7 protein-coding genes are annotated in these 18,300 nt (G+C 57.6%); 5 read left to right on the forward strand and 2 right to left on the reverse strand.

From position 1 onward, the window contains the following. Window positions 1-169: 169 nt before the first annotated feature. Window positions 170-1,147: a lysozyme family protein gene (locus tag AC58NV_RS22960; RefSeq protein WP_497229231.1), complete on the reverse strand. Its 978-nt coding sequence runs from the start codon at window positions 1,145-1,147 to the stop codon at window positions 170-172. A 329-nt stretch (window positions 1,148-1,476) separates the two neighbouring features. Continuing rightward, window positions 1,477-1,770, reverse strand: coding sequence for an IS66 family insertion sequence element accessory protein TnpB (gene tnpB, locus AC58NV_RS22965; RefSeq protein WP_497229232.1), 294 nt, complete (start codon window positions 1,768-1,770; stop codon window positions 1,477-1,479). A 495-nt stretch (window positions 1,771-2,265) separates the two neighbouring features. Here tnpB (AC58NV_RS22965) and AC58NV_RS22970 point away from each other — a divergent pair, with 495 nt between their 5' ends. The 5 genes from AC58NV_RS22970 (at window position 2,266) to tnpB (AC58NV_RS22990) (ending at window position 18,170) form a co-directional block, all read left to right on the forward strand. Beyond that, window positions 2,266-3,186 (forward strand): hypothetical protein, encoded by a 921-nt coding sequence (locus tag AC58NV_RS22970; protein ID WP_497229233.1) that lies wholly within the window; start codon window positions 2,266-2,268, stop codon window positions 3,184-3,186. A gap of 238 nt (window positions 3,187-3,424) precedes the next feature. Next, on the forward strand, window positions 3,425-3,574 hold the full coding sequence (locus AC58NV_RS22975; protein ID WP_497229234.1) for a hypothetical protein: 150 nt from the start codon (window positions 3,425-3,427) through the stop codon (window positions 3,572-3,574). A gap of 242 nt (window positions 3,575-3,816) precedes the next feature. Then, entirely contained in the window at window positions 3,817-17,280 is a 13,464-nt protein-coding gene (locus tag AC58NV_RS22980) for a calcium-binding protein (RefSeq protein ID WP_497229235.1), read from the forward strand. A 174-nt stretch (window positions 17,281-17,454) separates the two neighbouring features. Beyond that, complete coding sequence (tnpA, locus tag AC58NV_RS22985; RefSeq protein WP_497229237.1) at window positions 17,455-17,802, forward strand: IS66-like element accessory protein TnpA; 348 nt, start codon at window positions 17,455-17,457, stop codon at window positions 17,800-17,802. After that, a complete protein-coding gene (tnpB, locus tag AC58NV_RS22990) occupies window positions 17,799-18,170 on the forward strand; it encodes an IS66 family insertion sequence element accessory protein TnpB (protein ID WP_497229236.1) in 372 nt (123 codons plus the stop codon). The genes tnpA and tnpB (AC58NV_RS22990) overlap by 4 nt, the downstream gene beginning before the upstream one ends. The last annotated feature ends 130 nt before the right edge of the window (window positions 18,171-18,300 follow it).

The raw sequence follows: 18,300 nt of genomic DNA on the forward strand, positions 1-18,300 counted from the left end.
GGCCGCCTGCATGTCGCATTCAGCGCCATCTTTCAGAAGCTTGGAAAGCTGCCTCTTGCGTTATGAAGGCTTCCCATTTGCCTGTCTCAAGCCCGCACAAAACTGGAAGAGTTGAACCCCGCTCCTGTAATGCCAGTGCGGTAACCAGGGGGGGTGGTGATGATCCGGATCATTGCCCCAGCCGTGTCCAGCCTGTATTCATTGGTTTTGCTTGGGCCACCGGAGAAGCTGCAGTGATCCGCGCTGTTCCGGAGCCAAAGATCCTTTCCATCTGCTTGCCGTAGAAAGCCCGCGTGATGGTCGCGCGGTTCCCGGCATATCCATGATAAGCAGACTTGCCGGACGCCAGCGGCAGGCCAGCCCAGATACGCGCCAGGTTGTCCATGAAGGCGGAACGTGAAATCCTGCCAGACGCAAACTTCTGATACCCGGCGTCAGAGATCAGGAGAGCTGCCATCCGGTTCTGTGTCGAACGGCTGAAGCGGGCTCCGTCAGGCAAGCCGAGACGCTTCTGCAGATTAAGCAAGGTTGAAGGTATGATCTGGAAGTTTCCGATGGCATGGGGCTGGCTCGGTGTGCGGTCGATCCAGGTGTAGATTTCCGCAAGGGTCATCTGCGAGGGTTTCTTGCCTGGTCTAACCTTGGCGCCGTGGTGGATTGCGTCATATCGGCCGCCGGGTGCTTCAGCAAAGGCGATGAGGGCAAACAGCTTTTCGACACTGGAGCCGGAAGGCAACCGGAAGAGGGCCGGGGCAGGGGGCTGCTTTCCTGGCAGCGAGCGTTCAAATGCATCGAGGGCAACCCATTCGCTTTCCCGCGTAGCGAAGTCCCAGCCGTCTTTCGGGGAGGCCGGAGCTGAGGCGAGGTTTTCCCGGATCTCGGCGGTCTCTTTCAGGCTGAAGCTGCTTGAGCTGGACCACCCTTCAGCAGAGGCCGCCACAGGAGCCAGGATCGCGATCAGAAAGACCGGAAGAGCAGTCCTCGCCTTCCGGCCCCGGCGGGAAATTGAGGCGCTAAGCGCCGCTCCACAGGCGGGCTTTTGGCTCAGCCCTCTCGAAGGGATCGGGCCAGCAACGCCCAATTCGGCCCCTTGGGCCTCATGGAAGGTCCACACATAACGCAGCAAGCTGCAGGAGCGCGTTTTCATATGTCCGGCCACATAGCCATGTATACTGGAGAAAACAGCGCCAAAATGTGGGTGGCCAAGCAGCGGTTCTTTCCTGTGATTGCGAACTTCAGGAAAATTACTAGCTTAAAGTGCGTGACTGATCCAGTCCTGTTGCAGGACTACACTTACACAAGCTGCGGGCTCGATCGCTACAAACCGGGCGGTCGATGAGTGGAACAGGGGGTGTTAGGAGCGGGGTTTCTTAACTTTCGCTGCCCGCGTGGCGAGGGCCATCAGGAGTGGCAGCTCGGTATTGAAGCGCCTTACTTTGGGGCGCACTTTGCCCGGCGTAACAGCCATACCGGCGTTCAAAGGCTTCCAGGTCTATTGCGGTATCTGCAATCAGTCTCTTCTAGAAACATTGGCAGTTGAGCGGGTGTCATGCTGATCTCGCCGCCTTGTGCAGTGGGGCAGACGAACCGGCCCTGTTTCAGTCGTTTTCTGAAAAGTCCCCCCTTGCCATCCCGCCAGATGGTCTGCAGCAGACTGCCCCAGTGGCTCCGGAGCACAATCAGATGCTCGCAGAGCGGATCTTCCGCCAGTAACTTTTCGGCTATCCTGAAAGCATGGAAAGCAGTCTGGCAACTCGCGACTGAATGCAAATTTTCGCACGGAGATTCCTGGATGCAAAAAGCAGGCTGGATTGCCGTTGAAACTCAACAGGCACAAAATCGCCGAGGTAGCCGTCTGAAAAACGCCCGTTTCCTGTATGTTGAAAGCTGAAAATGCACCTTTTTCGTGCAGTGCTGCGCCAGACACGTGGGAAGCCATGTGACGGCATAGAATAGATTTTCCACCGAAGGGGCTTGCATAGTCGGAACTCTCGCGGGTAGCGTGCGGCAAATCGAACTAACTGACTGTAGCGCAACATGCCAAATGCCACCTCCACTGTTACTTTAGTGTGTCAAAGAGTGGAGAAGACATTCCAGCTTTCCTCTTGCGCGAGAAGCGCAAGAGGAAAGCTGGTGCCAATTCGTTCTTTTGTGAGGAGGAAGAGCGCGGGCTTACCATTGGAGCCTTGGAAAAGGCGAGCAGCCAAGCCTGTGAGTCACGCTGTTATGAGTTTCCAACACCAACTTTTCAGATGCCAAAGTAAAATGAGAAACAAGCTCAATCACACTTTTTCTTTCGCTGCCATTTGTTCATCTTTCCTGACTGTTGGAGTGTCAACTGCCGAAGCGGACTCCAATCTTCCAAATATTGGTTCTGAAATCTTTTCTCCAGACAGAATTGAGAAGTATGGATTCAAGCGATACTCGATTGATTCTTCGGGATGGATTTTGGATGGTTATCGAGTATCGCGAAATGAACCTGTTGATTATTCACCGTTGCTAAATGACGCCACATTAGCTCGCGATTTCACGAAATCGGTATTGGGGTGCGATTCGTGCAGTTTTGAACCATTTTATTGGCCGGAGGCGAAGCTGACTTACCACTTTGTGGCCACGACAGAAGCGCAGACGCCATACTTCTTTTTCAAGGCCGGTGAAGAATTGTATGACGTTTTTGCTGAAGGTGGCATAGAGGCTAAACCTGTGACGCAAGCCGAAACAGCTAATCTAATAATATTTGTAGGAGACGCCGATTTTCTCTTGCGAAAAGCGCGGCAAGTTGGCGATCAGGATGCAATTGCTTTGTACTCGAGTCGGCGTTTCGACAAGCTGCCGACCGAAGGGGGTAAGGGATTTTTGAGGAAGCTGTTTTCAGCTACAATGTGCACGGTCTCGCTTGAGACACGAGAAGCTGAAGGTAAGGCATATGTTTTCACTCCCCCAGATGACTTGGAGCGTTGCCTTTCGAAGCAGCTTCTTTTGGTTTCCGGACTGTTCCCCTTCGAAGGTGACGTGCCGAGTGCGCTGAATTTGAATCTTGAATTCACTGAAGCAACATTGGCAGATATCATTTTTTTGAGAGCGTATTACTATATCAGAAAGTCATTGAACGTTGCCGATGAAGACCTTCAATCTGCATCAGAATGGGTTTTCAGCGCAGCTGACTTTGAAAAACGGATGCGCTAGTTGTCGTAAGTATTCACTCCAACCTTAGAAGAATAACTTTTTAAAGTGACTTGTGCCACTTTAATAATAAAATTTGAGGAAATAGAAATGACAGTTTCTCCAGATGGTGGATTTGTTGGTATTGGTGGTGGGGCGGGCCCTTCCTCCTCTGGTGGCAATAAAGGAGGTGACAAGGGAGGGGGAGATGCGTCTCCGAGCGGCAACCTAGGCGGTAATAAGGGGGGCGAAAAAGGGGGAAATGATTCCTCTCCAGGTGGCGGCTACGGAGTTGGAGAAAGTGGTGGTGGCCCCGGCAACCAAGACGGAACTGCCGGATCCGGTCCGGGAAGGGGCTTTGGAGGCGGGCCTGGAGGCCGAGGCCCTGAAGGAAACAAAGACAAGGGCTTAGGTCCTAACGGCGGTCATGTTGACACTTCTTCTTTTGGAGGTCTTTCAGGGCGGCCAGGACCCGCTCCCAACCCTGGCCTGGATGGTCTCGGCCCCAATGGTGGCCATACGGATACCAGTTCATTTGGCGGCACCACCGGGCCAGCTTCTGATGGAAGAAAGGACGCCATTAACGCGACTGCAAAGGATGGTAACACCGCTTTTGGCTACGCCCAGACGGCAACTGAGGCTGCAACAGGACTTGTGGACAATACCAAAGCAGCAGAAGCGTTAGAAGGCCTTGGCAAGACATTTGGCAGAATTGCGACGACACTGGGAATTGTGGAGGCGGTCACTAGCGATGATCCTGCTCAGTCTTTGGGAGCATTGTCAGTCAATGCAGCTGTTGATGCTGTTGTTGGGCGCACGGCGGCCGCGGTAGCAACCTCAGCGGCAACAATTGGGGGTATTGCTGCAACTGGGCCGGCTGCTGCCGCTGGTCTCGTGGGGCTTGGTCTAACTGAAGCGGCAAAGGGGCTTGTGGGAGCAACGGCTCAAACTGCGGATGTAACGGCTAAGGCTGCCGAAGTGGACCGTGCGATGGCCACTCCCGCTGCAGAAAGAGATTCTCATCAGCAAAGTATAGTTGACCGCGAACGTGCCTACGACCGCGCGCTAGAAAATGCTTTTTCTAGTGTTAATGCGGACTGGGGGAGAAACCCTCCTGATTTGGATGCTCCTAATTTTCCAATAATCCTCGCACTTGAAACCGAGAACATCGAAATCACTGAGCTCTCCCAGTCTCAGATCTTCTTTGACGGCAACGGCGACGGGCTGAAAAACCGCACTGCCTGGGCGGCTGCGGGGAACGGGGTTCTGTTCTATGATCCCCAAGACTGGAATGAGATCCGGGAAGACTGGCAGTATATCTTCACCGAATGGGACCCGTCCGCGGTAAGCGACATTGAGGTGCTGGCCTCCTACTTCGATACCAATGGCGACGGTGTTTTCGACGCCAGTGACCTGGATGAAAACGGCGAGTCTTACTTCAGCAAATTCAAGGTGATGGTCACTTTGGCTGATGGTTCCCTGGACGCGCAGTCACTGACCGAGGCCGGGATCACATCGATCAATGTTGTGGCGGATACCACCCGGATCGAACTGCCGGATGGTTCGGTGATTACCGGACAAACAACGTTCACCCGCGACGATGGCACTACTGGTATGGCGGGCGATGTCACGCTGGCCGGTGACGCAATGAGCTACAGGGTGGAGGCCACACAAGATACCACTGCTGCCGATGGCACCCGGACACTGGTCCAGACGGCCTATAACAGCGATGGCTCGATTGCCTTTGAGATGACCTCGGTTACGGCCGGGGATGGATCGCAGACCACCAACAGCTATGACGACGACGGTGACGGGATTGTGGACCGGGTGCAGGTTATCACGGTGGCTATCCAGGCTGATGGCGACCGCGTTGAGGACGTGCGGAATTACACTGGTTCGAGTGCCGATGACGGGGTTTTCGAGAACCGTACCAGGACCACAACCAGCGCCGATGGCGCTCTGACGGTGATTGAGCGTGACAGCGGCGGCGGGGGCTGGTTTGACGAACGCGAAGACCGGCTGATCGACGCAGCCGGCAAGCAAACTATCACCGTGTCTGAACTGTCCAAGAACGGTTCGGTGCTGCGGTCGGCAACCAGTGTCGTTTCTGGTGATGGGCTGACCCGGACGGAAACGGCTGATCTTGATGGTGACGGCGACGCTGATGCGGTCGAGCAGCACAGCATTGATGAGCACGCCGATGGCAGCCGGACCGAGACCTGGCTGACCGGCAGCGGGGACTATGTGCCGGACAACGCAGCCAAGCCGGGCACTTTGACCAGCTCGGTGACAATGGATGTCAGTGCGGACGGGCGCCAGCGCGAGACGGAAGCCGACCTGGACGGCAATGGCACGGTCGACCGCAGGGAGGAAAGCGGTACCACCGTGAATGCGGACGGCTCCACGGTGACGCTGAGCGAGAGTTTCAACCGGGATGGCGTCCTGATCTCGCGCCACCGGCAGACCCAGTCGGAAGACACCATGCATGTGGTGACCGAGGCCGACGCGGACGGCGACGGCAGCTATGAGATCAAGGTGGTGGACAGCACCACGGTGAACGGCGGCGGCGATCGCACGCAGACCATTTCCACCTACAACGGCGACGGCTCGCTGCGGCATGGGCAGAAGACGCGGCTGGAAGACGATAAGATCACCACCAAGGCCTGGGTTGACGAAAACCGCGACGGCAGTTTCGCGGCGGCTGAAAAAGTCCTGGATGTGCGCGTCGATGCCGCCACGCAAGAGCGGATCACGGAAACCTGGGACCGCAATGCGGATGGCTCCTTCAGCGCATACAGCCACACAGTAACCAACGAAGACGGGCTGCAATCGGATGTTCTGAGCGATTTGGACGGTGACGGGGATACCGATCTCAAGCTGTCGGACAGCACGGTCACCCTGGCAAACGGCAATACGGAACGGACAGTCGAGACCAAAAGCGCCAACAGCACCACGCTGAGCCACATCCGGACCGAGACACGGGACACCGGCCTGCACACCATAACCTGGAACGACCGGGACGGGGACGGCACCACCGATTACAAGACAATCGAGTATGTCTCGCCGGAAGCCGATGGAAGCACGCTGCACAACAGCCGTGTGTTTGCGGAGGACGGAACGCTTCTGTCCAAGACAATCACCACGGAAAGCGCTGACCGCCGGACTGTGACCACACAGTATGACTATGATGGGGACAGCGCGGGCGCAGGCACGCAGTTCGACCGGGTCATGACGCAGACGGAGACTAGCGCCGGAGCTGTTACCGTCGCTGACGAACAGTTTTACAACGACGGCACCACGGCCTCCAAAACCGTATCCACAGTGTCCGCAGACGGGCTGGAGCGCAAACTGTCTTCCGATATAGATGGCGATGGCACCTTCGAGACGGAGGAGGACACCGCCACCACGCTGCATTCGGACGGGCGGCGCACAACAGCAACCACTGTCTCCAACGCAGATGGCAGCCTGCGGAGCCAGTCCGTCGAAACTGTCAGTGCCAATGGCCGCGAAACGGTTGTTAAGGGCGACGGCGACGGTGATGGCGTGTTTGAGACTGCTCTGCGGACCACCACCGGGTTCTGGGCCAACGGCCAGACTGTCACTACCGTCCGGCTTGAAGATTCTGCAGGCAGCAAGCTGAGCCAGACGCAGACCAGGGTGGATGCTGACGGGCTGCGGACGTCAGTGAGAACCGACGCAGACGGGGATGGAGACTACGATCTCAAAGAAATAACCGATACGGTTGTGCAAAATGATGGCACCACAGTCACCACCGTCACGGTGAGGGATGCCGAGGAGACGACCCGCAGCAGTGCGGTGACCACCATCAGCGATGACGGCCGGGAGGCCGCGTCGGACTTTGACCTGGACGGCAACGGCAGTATTGACCGACGGGAGCATAGTATTGAGGGCGATGACGGGACCGTCACCCGGACAGTGACAGGCTTCGGCGCCAGTGAAAATAATGTGCAAAGCCAGACCGTCACGGGCACCAGCGCCAACGGTCTGGTGTCGCAGACCGAAAGCGATGCGGACGGTGATGGCAGTTTCGAACGCGTTCAGCGGACCGAAACCGTTCTGAAAGACGATGGGTCGACGGAAACCACGACGGTCAGCGGAACAAGCAGCGCCATTGCTGCGAATCCTGGCGAAGGCTTTGCCAAGGAAGTCGTCATCACCTCAGGGGACGGGCTGAGCACAACAACCAAGTCCGACCTTAACAACGACGGCAGCTTCGAACGGATCACCACTGTATCCGAGAACTTGGCCAGCAATGGCGATGTCACGCTGACCACCACAGTCAAAGCAGCAAACGGATCAACCATTCGCAGCGAGGAAGTCGAAACTGCGGCTGACGGAAAGACCGTCATCACCCGGATAGATGCAGACGGCAATGGGGAACTTGATACCAGAACTACAGGCACGTTGGGTGACGATGGGACACTTACTGCGTCGACGTCCTATTTTTCCAGCAGTGGTGTCCTGATTTCCACGGCAGAAGAGAGCACCAGCGGTGACGGGCTGCAAAGCAGCTATCGCTTTGATGGTAACGGCGACGGATTTGCTGATTTGTTGAGCTCTAGCAGGACAGTTCTTGAAGAGGACGGTTCGCGGACAACGGTCACCGAGCATCGTGGAGGCAACTACGGCAGCATCGGCCGGGAGGAACACTGGGTTAGCGACGACGGGTTGGAACAGCGGGCTGACCTGGACCTGAATGGAGATGGCATCACCGACTTCCGCTCTTCCGACACGACGAGCTACGGTGCTGACGGCAGCACGCAGCGCGTTGCCGAAAGCACCGGCGCCACCCATGAAGTGACTTCGCGGGTGGAAAGCACGCTGAGCGGCAATGGTTTGGACTACAGTAAAAAGACTGATCTTGACGGCGACGGCCATGATGACCGTTTTGAGCTTCGCAATGACAGGGCTGGCGGAGGCTCTACCGTGGAAGTCCGGGAATTCAGCAACGGCGGCAGCTTGCAACGGCAAGTGACGGTCGAGACAGAAGACGATGGCCGCAGCCAGCTGACAGAGCTAGACCGGGACGGGGACGGCCGGATCGACCAGACGCAGGAATGGCGCTTGGAAAGCAACAATTCCACGACACGCATCTCCCGCGACATGGGGCGCAACGGCACAGTGGAAGCTGAAGTTCGCTCCAGTACTTCGGCAAATGGTATGGTCCAGACGACAGCCTTCGATCTGGATGGAGATGGCAGCACCGACTTTGAGCGGCGGATCGAGACCGGTTTCAGCGAGGTTACAACGTCTCCTCTTGCGGCCGTTATTGCTCAATCTTTTGGCATTGTAGAGCCGGTATACACTAAGGGTGACAGGGTCACCGAAATTACTGAAACCACCCGCGGCCGGGATAGCTACACGGAATTGCTGGTCGAGGCAGCTGACGGGCTGAGCGCGCGATCTTACTTTGATATCAATGGCGATGGCGTTTTTGATGGCCAGACCGGCCGTTATGTCTATTTACACACGGATGGCAGCCGCACGGCTGCGGAGGAAACCCGCTACAGTGACGGCGATCTGCGCTCCAGTTACGAGGAAAAGACCAGCGCTGACGGGCGCAGCGTCACTACAAAGCAGGACTTTGATGGCAACGGCGTCACCGATCTGGAAACTGAATGGAAGCTGCGCGCCGATGGCCAGGAGGTGCTGACCGAGCGCTCCTACAACGAAGGCGGTACTCATCAAAGCACCGCGGTGACAACCACTTCGGCAGACGGGCTGACAACTACCTATTCGGTGAACGGTGTGGAGCAGGTGATTACCCGCTCCGCAGTTGGCAACGGCAGCTACACCTGGGTCAATGGCGAAACCGCAAGCGCCTTGAACCACCATGCTGAGGTTACGCATGAAGTAGACGCGCTTGGCTTTGAGACTTGGACATTCAAGAAAACGACAGACAGTGTTGCAATGTTCACCGCAACTTTGGACGCCGTTGCCAAGGAGAGGGCACTCGCTGAGGCGGCAGATGTTTATGACACCATTCTCGACCGGGACCTTGAATACGCCGAGGCGGAAGAACTTGTTGAATATATCAAGGACAACCAGCTCGATACCGAAACTCTTGCACAGGACCTGATCGCCTCGGGCGAGTTTGCAATCCGCTACGGTACCATGAGTGATGCGGAATTTGTCACACAGATCTATCTTAACAGTTACGGCAGGGCACCATCGCTAGAGGAGCTGGATAACAGCCTCACGGGCTTGAGTGACGGGACACTGACCAGAACCGGATTGACTGTCGATCTTTCACGCTCTGTCGAGCATCTTGGTGTTGGCAACAGTCACCGGATCACCAACAACTTTGATGCGATCCTGGACCCGGCGGAGTACGAACGGGTTCTGGACCGGGCCTATGTCGAAGCGCAGATCAAACGGCTTGTGGACACGGTTTATGACCGAGATGCCACCAAAACCGAACTGAAGGAGCTGTCCGACCGGCTGATGTCCGGGGATGAGGAGCTGAAGCTCGACGATGTAGCTTCCACCCTGCTGTCTCAGAAGGGGGACATAAACGGCGTGTCTTCCACCAGCCTGTATGGTTTGCAGAACGTTGATCTGATCCGCCAGGCCTATCTGAATGCGCTGGGGCGGGAGCCTGACAGTGATGAACTGGAAACCTGGTACCAGCACCTCAGCAGCGGCCAGATCACCAAGGCGCAATTCGTTGCCTCTCTGTCCGAAAGCACAGAGCATCTGGGTGTGGGAAATGCCCATCAGGAGAGCGGCCCAAGCGCCAGCGTCGAAATCTACGGCTCTGCAACAGGGGAGACCCTGAGCGGCACATCCGGCGGCGATATCTTCCACGGGCTTGCCGGAGATGACGTGCTGAGCGGCGGCCAGGGCAGCGACACCTATGTCTGGGCGCCGCATCACGGCAACGACCATATTACCGACTACAGCTCATCTTTGGTTGAGGAAGACCGGTTGATCCTGACAGGGGTGACCCAGGATCAGGTTGAACTCCGCCGTGTAGTGTCACATGTCACCGGCGACGGCTATGACGAGATGTTCATCGACATCACCGTTGACGGGAACACGTCTACCATCAAGGTCCAGAACCAGTTCCACGACAATCAAGGCCTGGAAGCGATCGAATTCGGCGACGGGTCGGTCTGGTATCTTGAGGACATTCTGAGAAACACCATCGCCAGGGGTTCCGGAAATTCTGAGACACTGAAAGGTACTTACCGCGCTGACAGTATCAAAGGGCAGGGCGGCAATGACACGATCATCACCGATGGTGGCGATGACAGCCTCCACGGCGGGCTGGGCAATGACTTGCTGCAAGGCGGTACCGGCAGCGACACCTATTACTGGTCCATCGGGCATGGTAATGACGAAGTCCGTGACTCCGGCCAGTCTCTGACTGAGCTGGACCGCCTTGTGCTGACAAATGTCAGCCAAAACGAAGTTGAGCTGCGACGCGAAGCATCGCATAACGTCGGTGATGGGCTGGATGAGCTTTACATCGACATCACCAGAAACGATGTCACCGAAACCATCAAAGTTCAGAACCAGTTCCACAACGATCACGGACTGGAAGTGATTGAGTTTGCCGATGGCAGCACTTGGACGCTGGAGGACATCCTGCGCAAGACCATTGCCAAGGGCGACGGTGGGAACAACAACCTCGCAGGCACCTACCGATACGACAACATGAAAGGCCAGGGCGGTGCCGATACGATCAGAAGCGGGGATGGCGACGACACGCTGACCGGCGGCCAAGGCCACGACCTGCTTCATGGGGAAGAAGGCAGTGACACCTACGTCTGGTCGGCTGGTGACGGCAATGACGAAATCAGTGACCATGGCCGGACAAAGACCGATCAGGACAGGCTGATCCTGACGGATGTGACCGCTGATCAGGTCGAGTTGCGGAGGGTTGTCAGCAACACGAACGGCGACGGGTATGACGAACTGTTCATCGACATCACCGCCGGTGGCACAACTGAAACCATTAAGGTTCAGAACCAGTTTTACGACCCCAACTATCCAAACGGGATCGAGTTCATCGAGTTTGCCGACGGGCAGATCTGGTCTATCGATGACATCCTCGCCAACACCAAAGCAACAGGCAAAAGTGAAACTAATGACAGTCTGACAGGGACCTACCGGGCGGACTATGTGGACGGCCTGAGCGGAGCTGACACAATTTCAACAGGCGATGGTGATGATACTCTGGTCGGCGGTTACGGCAACGACAGCCTGAATGGCGGCAACGGCAGCGACACCTACACTTGGAAACCCGGCCGGGGCAGTGACACAATCAACGACTCTTCTGCGTCCTTGGGCGATTCCGACCGCCTGAGCCTGGAAGGTGTGTCCATGAATGACGTGGCCCTTACCAGGGAAGGGAATAATCTGAAGATTTCTTTCGCGGGTCTGTCTCCGGAACTCACGGTTCTGAACCAATTCGAAAGCTCGCAGAACGGCAAGGGTCTTGAAGTCATCACCTTTGAAGACGGCTCTTTCATCGAGCTCGATAAAGCAAATGTGGCAAGCTCCACTTGGACAGGAAGTTCCAGCGACGATCAACGTACAGGCTGGGAGTTCCAGGATGTGATGAAGGGCCTTAGCGGGAATGATACTCTGATCAGCGGCGCGGGCCGCGACAGCCTGACTGGGGGTAAGGGAAATGACCTTCTGAAGGGCGGTGCCGGCGGTGACACATATTATTGGTCTGCCGGTGATGGTGACGATGAGATCGATGACTCAGGTACCGCCCACCTAGAGCAGGACCGGCTTGTGCTGAAGGGTATCACCCAGGATCAGGTCAAGCTCTGGCGAAAAGCTTCAAGCACGGTTGGCCATGGCTACGACGAGTTGTTCATCGGCGTAACTGCGAATGGGGTTACAAAGACAATTACTGTTCAGAACCAATTTCATAACAACCATGGATTGGAATCTATTGAGTTCGGAGACGGATCTGTATGGTATTTAGACGACATTCTGAGGGAAACCAAAGCCCGTGGCACTACATCAGGTGAAACTCTGCAGGGCACTTACAGGGCTGACAACATCGAAGGGGCCGGCGGTTCAGATTCCATTCTTGGCGATACCGGGAATGACACCCTGACTGGCGGCAAGGGTGCTGATACCCTGAAAGGAGGGCAGGGGGTCGACACCTATATTTGGCGCAGCGGTGACGGCAATGATTTCATCCACGATGACAACAGCTCGCTGACAGAAGCCGATGTTCTGCTGCTAACGGATGTGGAACCCTCGGATGTAAGCCTCTACCGCGAGCAAGGGTCGATCGATCTTAAGATCCAGATCACCAGCAGTTCCGGCACCGAGACGCTGACCCTGCACAATCAGTTCTGGGCGCCAGGGCACAACCCGGGTGTTGAGAAGATACAGTTTGCCGATGGGACCGTCTGGCATTTGGATGACATTCTAGCCAATACCACGCTCAAAGGGACCAGCGGCGCGGAGGCGCTGACCGGAACCGGCCGCGCAGACAGCATAAAGGGGCTGGGCGGCGCAGACACCATCAGCTCCGGAAATGGGGATGACAGCCTTACCGGTGGCGGCGGCGACGACCTGGTCAGAGGGCAGAACGGCAGCGACAGCTATTTCTGGGCTGCTAACCACGGCAATGACACGATTGATGACGCTGCAGCATCGAAAACCGATTGGGACCAGCTGCATCTGAACGGAATAAACCCAGCGGATGTGGCGCTGTCGCGCAATGGCGCGGACGTGATTATCACCATCAGCCAGACCGGAGAGCAGATCACTCTGCGCAACACGGCTTATGCGCTGACAAACGGCAATGGGCTGGAGGCCATCGTCTTTGCCGATGGTACTGTTTGGGACGCAGAGCACATTCTGTCCGAAAGCCTGATCGAAGGCAGCAACTCGGCAGAGGCAGTCACCGGAACCGGATGGCAGGACAAAGTCTATGGCTTTGGCGGCAATGACACTCTCAATGGGGGCGGGGGCAATGACACGCTCTACGGCGGCAGCGGTAATGACAGCATTTCCACCGGCGATGGTGGAAACTATGCAAGCAACCTAGCCTTTGGAGGCTCAGGCAGTGATACGCTGATTGGCGCCAACGGCTGGGATACGCTTTATGGCGGCGCCGGGGATGATCTGCTCGATGGTGGCTATGACTATGGAAGCTCGGACCGGGATTCCCTGTTTGGCGGCGATGGCAACGACACTTTGCGGTCGGGCCAGACCACGGCAGTGAGCTCCGGATTCCAATCCCAGGGTGATCATCTTTATGGCGGGAACGGAGACGATCTGCTGCAAGGCGGCTTGGCGGATGATGCGCTGTGGGGCGGGTCGGACAATGACAGCCTGATTAGCGGCGGCGGCCACGACTCGCTTGTTGGCGACGGCGGCCGCGATACTCTGGAAGGCGGCAACGGCAATGATACACTGTTTGGCGGAACCGGTGCAGACAGCCTGGAAGGCGGTGCCGGTATCGATGAGGCCGCCTATTGGGGGGCTTCAGCCGCGGTGAAGGCAGACCTGCAAACGCCCTCCAGCAACAGCGGCGACGCTGCTGGTGATAGCTACGGGACGATCGAAAACCTCTCGGGTTCAAGCCACAACGACACTTTGCTCGGCGATGGCGGAGACAACAAGATCTGGGGGCGCGACGGCGCTGATACAGTTCGCGGGCGCGACGGGAATGACACTGTCTACGGGGGCAGCGGTAACGATACGCTGGTTGGCGACGGCGGCAATGACCGTCTCGAAGGCGGCAGCGGCAACGACAAACTCTACGGTGGCCTTGGCGATGACACCCTGTTCGGCGGCGGCGGCAACGACTACCTGCGAAGCGACAATGGCAGCGTCATTTTCGATGGCGGCGCCGGTTCCGATACAGTGTCTTACTACGGAAACACGACCGGTGTGACCGTGAATCTCGGCACGGGAGCAAACGACGCGGGCGACGCCTACATCAGTATTGAAAATGTGACCGGCTCGGATGTTGCTGCAGACAACTTGACCGGTGATGGCCAGGAAAATCAGTTGAAAGGTCATGGTGGCCGCGACACGCTTCATGGCCGAGGCGGTGCCGACGCTCTTTGGGGCGGCGAAGATAATGACATACTCGAAGGCGGTTCCGGGCAGGACACGCTTAATGGGGGCATGGGCGCCGACGAAATCCGCGGTGGCACTGAATATGACACGATCTACGGCGAAGAGGGCAACGACACGGTTTGGGGCGACAATGGCCGCGACTACGTTGACCTGGGCGACGGGAACGACGTGTTCTGGGACAATGCTCAAAACGATGTTCACGGCAAGGATACAGTCTACGGAGGAGCCGGTCTCGACGTAATCAACGGTGATGGCGGCGACGATGAACTCCACGGAGGTGACGGCGAGGATTCCATTACCGGGGGGACCGGAAATGATGAGATCCACGGAGGCAGCCAATACGATACAATCGACGCGGGTTCCGGAAATGACACCGTCTGGGGGGATGATGGTCAGGATTATGTCCTCTTAGGCGGCGGGAACGACATCTTTTGGGACAATGCTCAAAACGACATCAACGGTAATGATACAGTCTTTGGCGGCGCAGGCCGTGACACCATTCACGGTGACGGGGGAGAAGATCTGCTGCACGGGGATGACGGAGATGACCATCTCTTTGGCGGCAGCTCTAACGACAAACTTTTGGGCGGTGCCGGACGCGACACGCTTGATGGCGGTGCCGGCCGGGATGAAGCCGCATACTGGCACGCACAGTCAGGGGTCCACGTGGATTTGGCCGACACCGCCGCCAATACTGGTGAGGCAGAAGGCGATGTATTGATTTCCGTCGAAAACCTTGCAGGTTCGGCGCATATGGACACTCTGCGTGGTGATGAGGCCAACAACGGCCTTTGGGGCGGAGATTCTGGCGATAGTCTGTTTGGCCGGGCTGGCAACGATACCCTTTGGGGCGCGGCTGGCGATGACACGCTTGAAGGCGGCAGCGGTGTTGACGAACTGCACGGTGGCGACGGCGTGGACATGGCCTCATATACACGTGCGACAGCGGGCGTTCGGGTCAACTTGGCTGATCTGTCTCAGAACTCCGGTGAGGCAGCATCTGACACCTATTTTGGCATAGAGGGTGCCCAGGGCTCAAGTTTTGCCGACACTCTGATCGGCGATGCCGTCAGCAATAAGCTGTCAGGTCTGGGCGGCGCTGACACTCTGCGTGGCTGGGGCGGTGATGACACCGTCTTCGGCGGCGGTGGCGATGACACGCTGAAAGGGGATGACGGTGACGACTACTTGAGCGGCGGCGACGGCGACGACAGTTTGGAAGGCGGCAACAAGTCAGACCAGCTGCACGGTGGCGATGGTAGCGACACACTCCTGGGACAGAGTGCAAATGACACGCTCTACGGCAATGACGGTGACGACTTGCTTGAGGGGGGCAGAAATGCCGATGCACTGCATGGCGGCGTCGGCTTGGATACCGCCAGTTACGAGAATTCGGACGCAGCGGTCAGTGTCAACTTGACGCTCGGCACGGGCAGCGGTGGCGATGCCGAAGGTGACACGCTGACTTCTATCGAACGACTGCTGGGATCAGATTTCAACGACACTTTGAGAGGTGACGGTACAGACAATACACTGTTCGGAAGAGACGGTGAAGATACGCTGGAGGGGAAAGCCGGCGATGACAGATTGGAGGGCGGCAGCGCCAATGACCGCCTGTACGGGAATGACGGCGACGACACGCTGCGCGGCGGGAATGGCAATGACTACCTGCAGGGCGGCGCAGGTGCGGATGACCTGGATGGCGGGTCCGGTTACGACCGGGTGAACTATCAGACGTCGTCGGCTGCCGTGAACGTTGACCTGGCCACAGGCACCGGCAGCGGAGGCGGTGCCGAAGGCGACACGCTGATCTCGGTTGAGGAAGTTTACGGCAGTTCGTTCAACGACACGCTGACCGGAGATGGCGGGAATAACAAACTGCATGGCTTGGAAGGCAATGATCAAATCCGCGGCGGCGACGGTGACGATACCCTGAATGGTGGTGCTGGCGACGATACACTCCAAGGCGGTGCTGGAACCGATAGCCTGAACGGCGGCGAGGGACTTGATATGGCGTCCTACGAGCAGGCTTCAGAAGCGGTTCAGGTGGACCTTGCGGATGCCTCGCAAAACAGCGGGCAGGCCGCGAACGATATCCTTGTCAGCATTGAAAACCTCAGGGGTACGAACTTTAGTGACACGCTAACAGGTGACACCGGGGCAAACCGCCTTTCGGGGTTGGTCGGCAATGATGCGCTCAACGGCTTTCTGGGGAACGACACGCTGCATGGAGGCCACGGGAATGACACTCTGCAAGGCGGGGATGGCAAGGATATCCTGTACGGCGGCGCGAGCGACGATGCTCTTTGGGGCGGCAATGGTGATGATGTTCTCCGTGCCGGAGACGGAGACGATTTCCTGCGCGGCGGTGGCGGAGCTGATGTTTTGGATGGCGGCGCAGGCCGCGACCGGGTGAACTATGGTGGCTCCTCATCCGGCGTCAGTGTCGACTTGGAAGCTGGAACAGGGATCAGCGGCCGGGCGGAAGGCGACACCTTGATAGACATCGAAGACGTCGATGGGTCCAGTCATGGCGATACCTTGAGAGGCAGCGATGAAGACAACTTCATCTGGGCTTCTGGCGGCGATGATTCGCTGCGCGGGCGTAGCGGAGACGACACCCTTGAAGGCGGCGGTGGCAATGACTCCCTGTATGGCGATTCGGGTGCTGACAGCCTGCTGGGCGGATCCGGAAATGACACGCTGACCGGCCATAATGGGCAGGACACGCTTGATGGCGGCGATGGCGACGATACCTTGAACGGCGGCGTGCAGAACGACACACTGACTGGCGGCAGCGGCACCGATACTTTTGTCTACAAAACCGGCTTCGACCACGACTTGGTTTCCGACTTCCAGTTGGGGGCCGATGTCCTGGAGTTGCGCGAGATGGGCTTTGCCAACCTGTCAGAAGCGCTTGGCTTCGCATCGGAAAGCGGTGGAGATGTCGTGTTTGACTTCGGTGAAGGCGACAAGTTAACGGTTCAGAGCACAACAATCGCAGCGCTTCAGGACGATATTATTCTCACCTGATAGCCGCCTCAGCCCGGCGGCATGCTCCGCCGGGCTGAGGGGAAGCGAAAAGCTGTGAATGCATCTGTCTCCTGTGTGAATCGGCAATAACCGTCCGGTCTGCCCGCACTGACGGCCCTCGTTGGTGAGGGATAATGTCCATTAGCGAACAAGTGGAGATTATCGAGGTTGGGCATGGCAAAGCGACGCAGGCGTCGGAATTGGTCTGAAGACGAGAAGCGTATGGTTTGCGCGCAGACGCGGGTGCCCGGTGTATCGGTTGCCCAGGTTGCACGGCGCTACGATGTGAATGCCAATCAGGTCTTCAACTGGCTGAATGAACCCCGGTTCGCGGCTGAGGCTGAAGAAGAACCCGTCACCCGGTTCCTGCCGGTCGAAGTTTTGGATGCTGAGCCTGCTTCAGCCCCGCCAGATGCCGGGGCGCAGATCGAGGTGGAGCTTGCCAACGGCCACCGCCTGAAGGTTCAGGGCGGATTTGATCCCGATGCGCTCGCCGCACTGATCCGGAAGCTTTCGGCGTGATCCCGGTTCCGGCAAGCACTAAGATCTGGCTGGCCGCCGGTGTAACCGACATGCGCAAAGGGTTCGGCGGGCTGTCGGCGCTGGCTGAGAAGGTGCTGGCGGAAGATCCGTTCTGCGGGCACTTGTTCGTATTCCGGGGACGGCGCGGGGACCTGCTGAAGGTCATCTGGTGGGATGGCCAGGGGGCGTGCCTGTTTTCCAAGCGGCTGGAGCGGGGCCGGTTTGTCTGGCCCTCAGCGAAAGACGGCAAGATCAGCCTGACACCGGCGCAGCTGTCGATGTTACTTGAAGGGATTGACTGGCGGTTGCCGCAGAAGACGTGGAAGCCGCTGACGGCTGGTAATTTTCCCGCAATTGCAGAGCCGTAGGATTCCCATTCCACCGTGGCCGGGGTATATTCCGGCGGCCTTGTTGCACAAATCGGGGGCTGAACGCAGCTCCCCTTTCCCCGGATAGACTTATTCCACGGGCCGCGTAATAGGCATGCCAAGCGCCGTG

The organism is Leisingera sp. ANG49 (assembly GCF_059694505.1).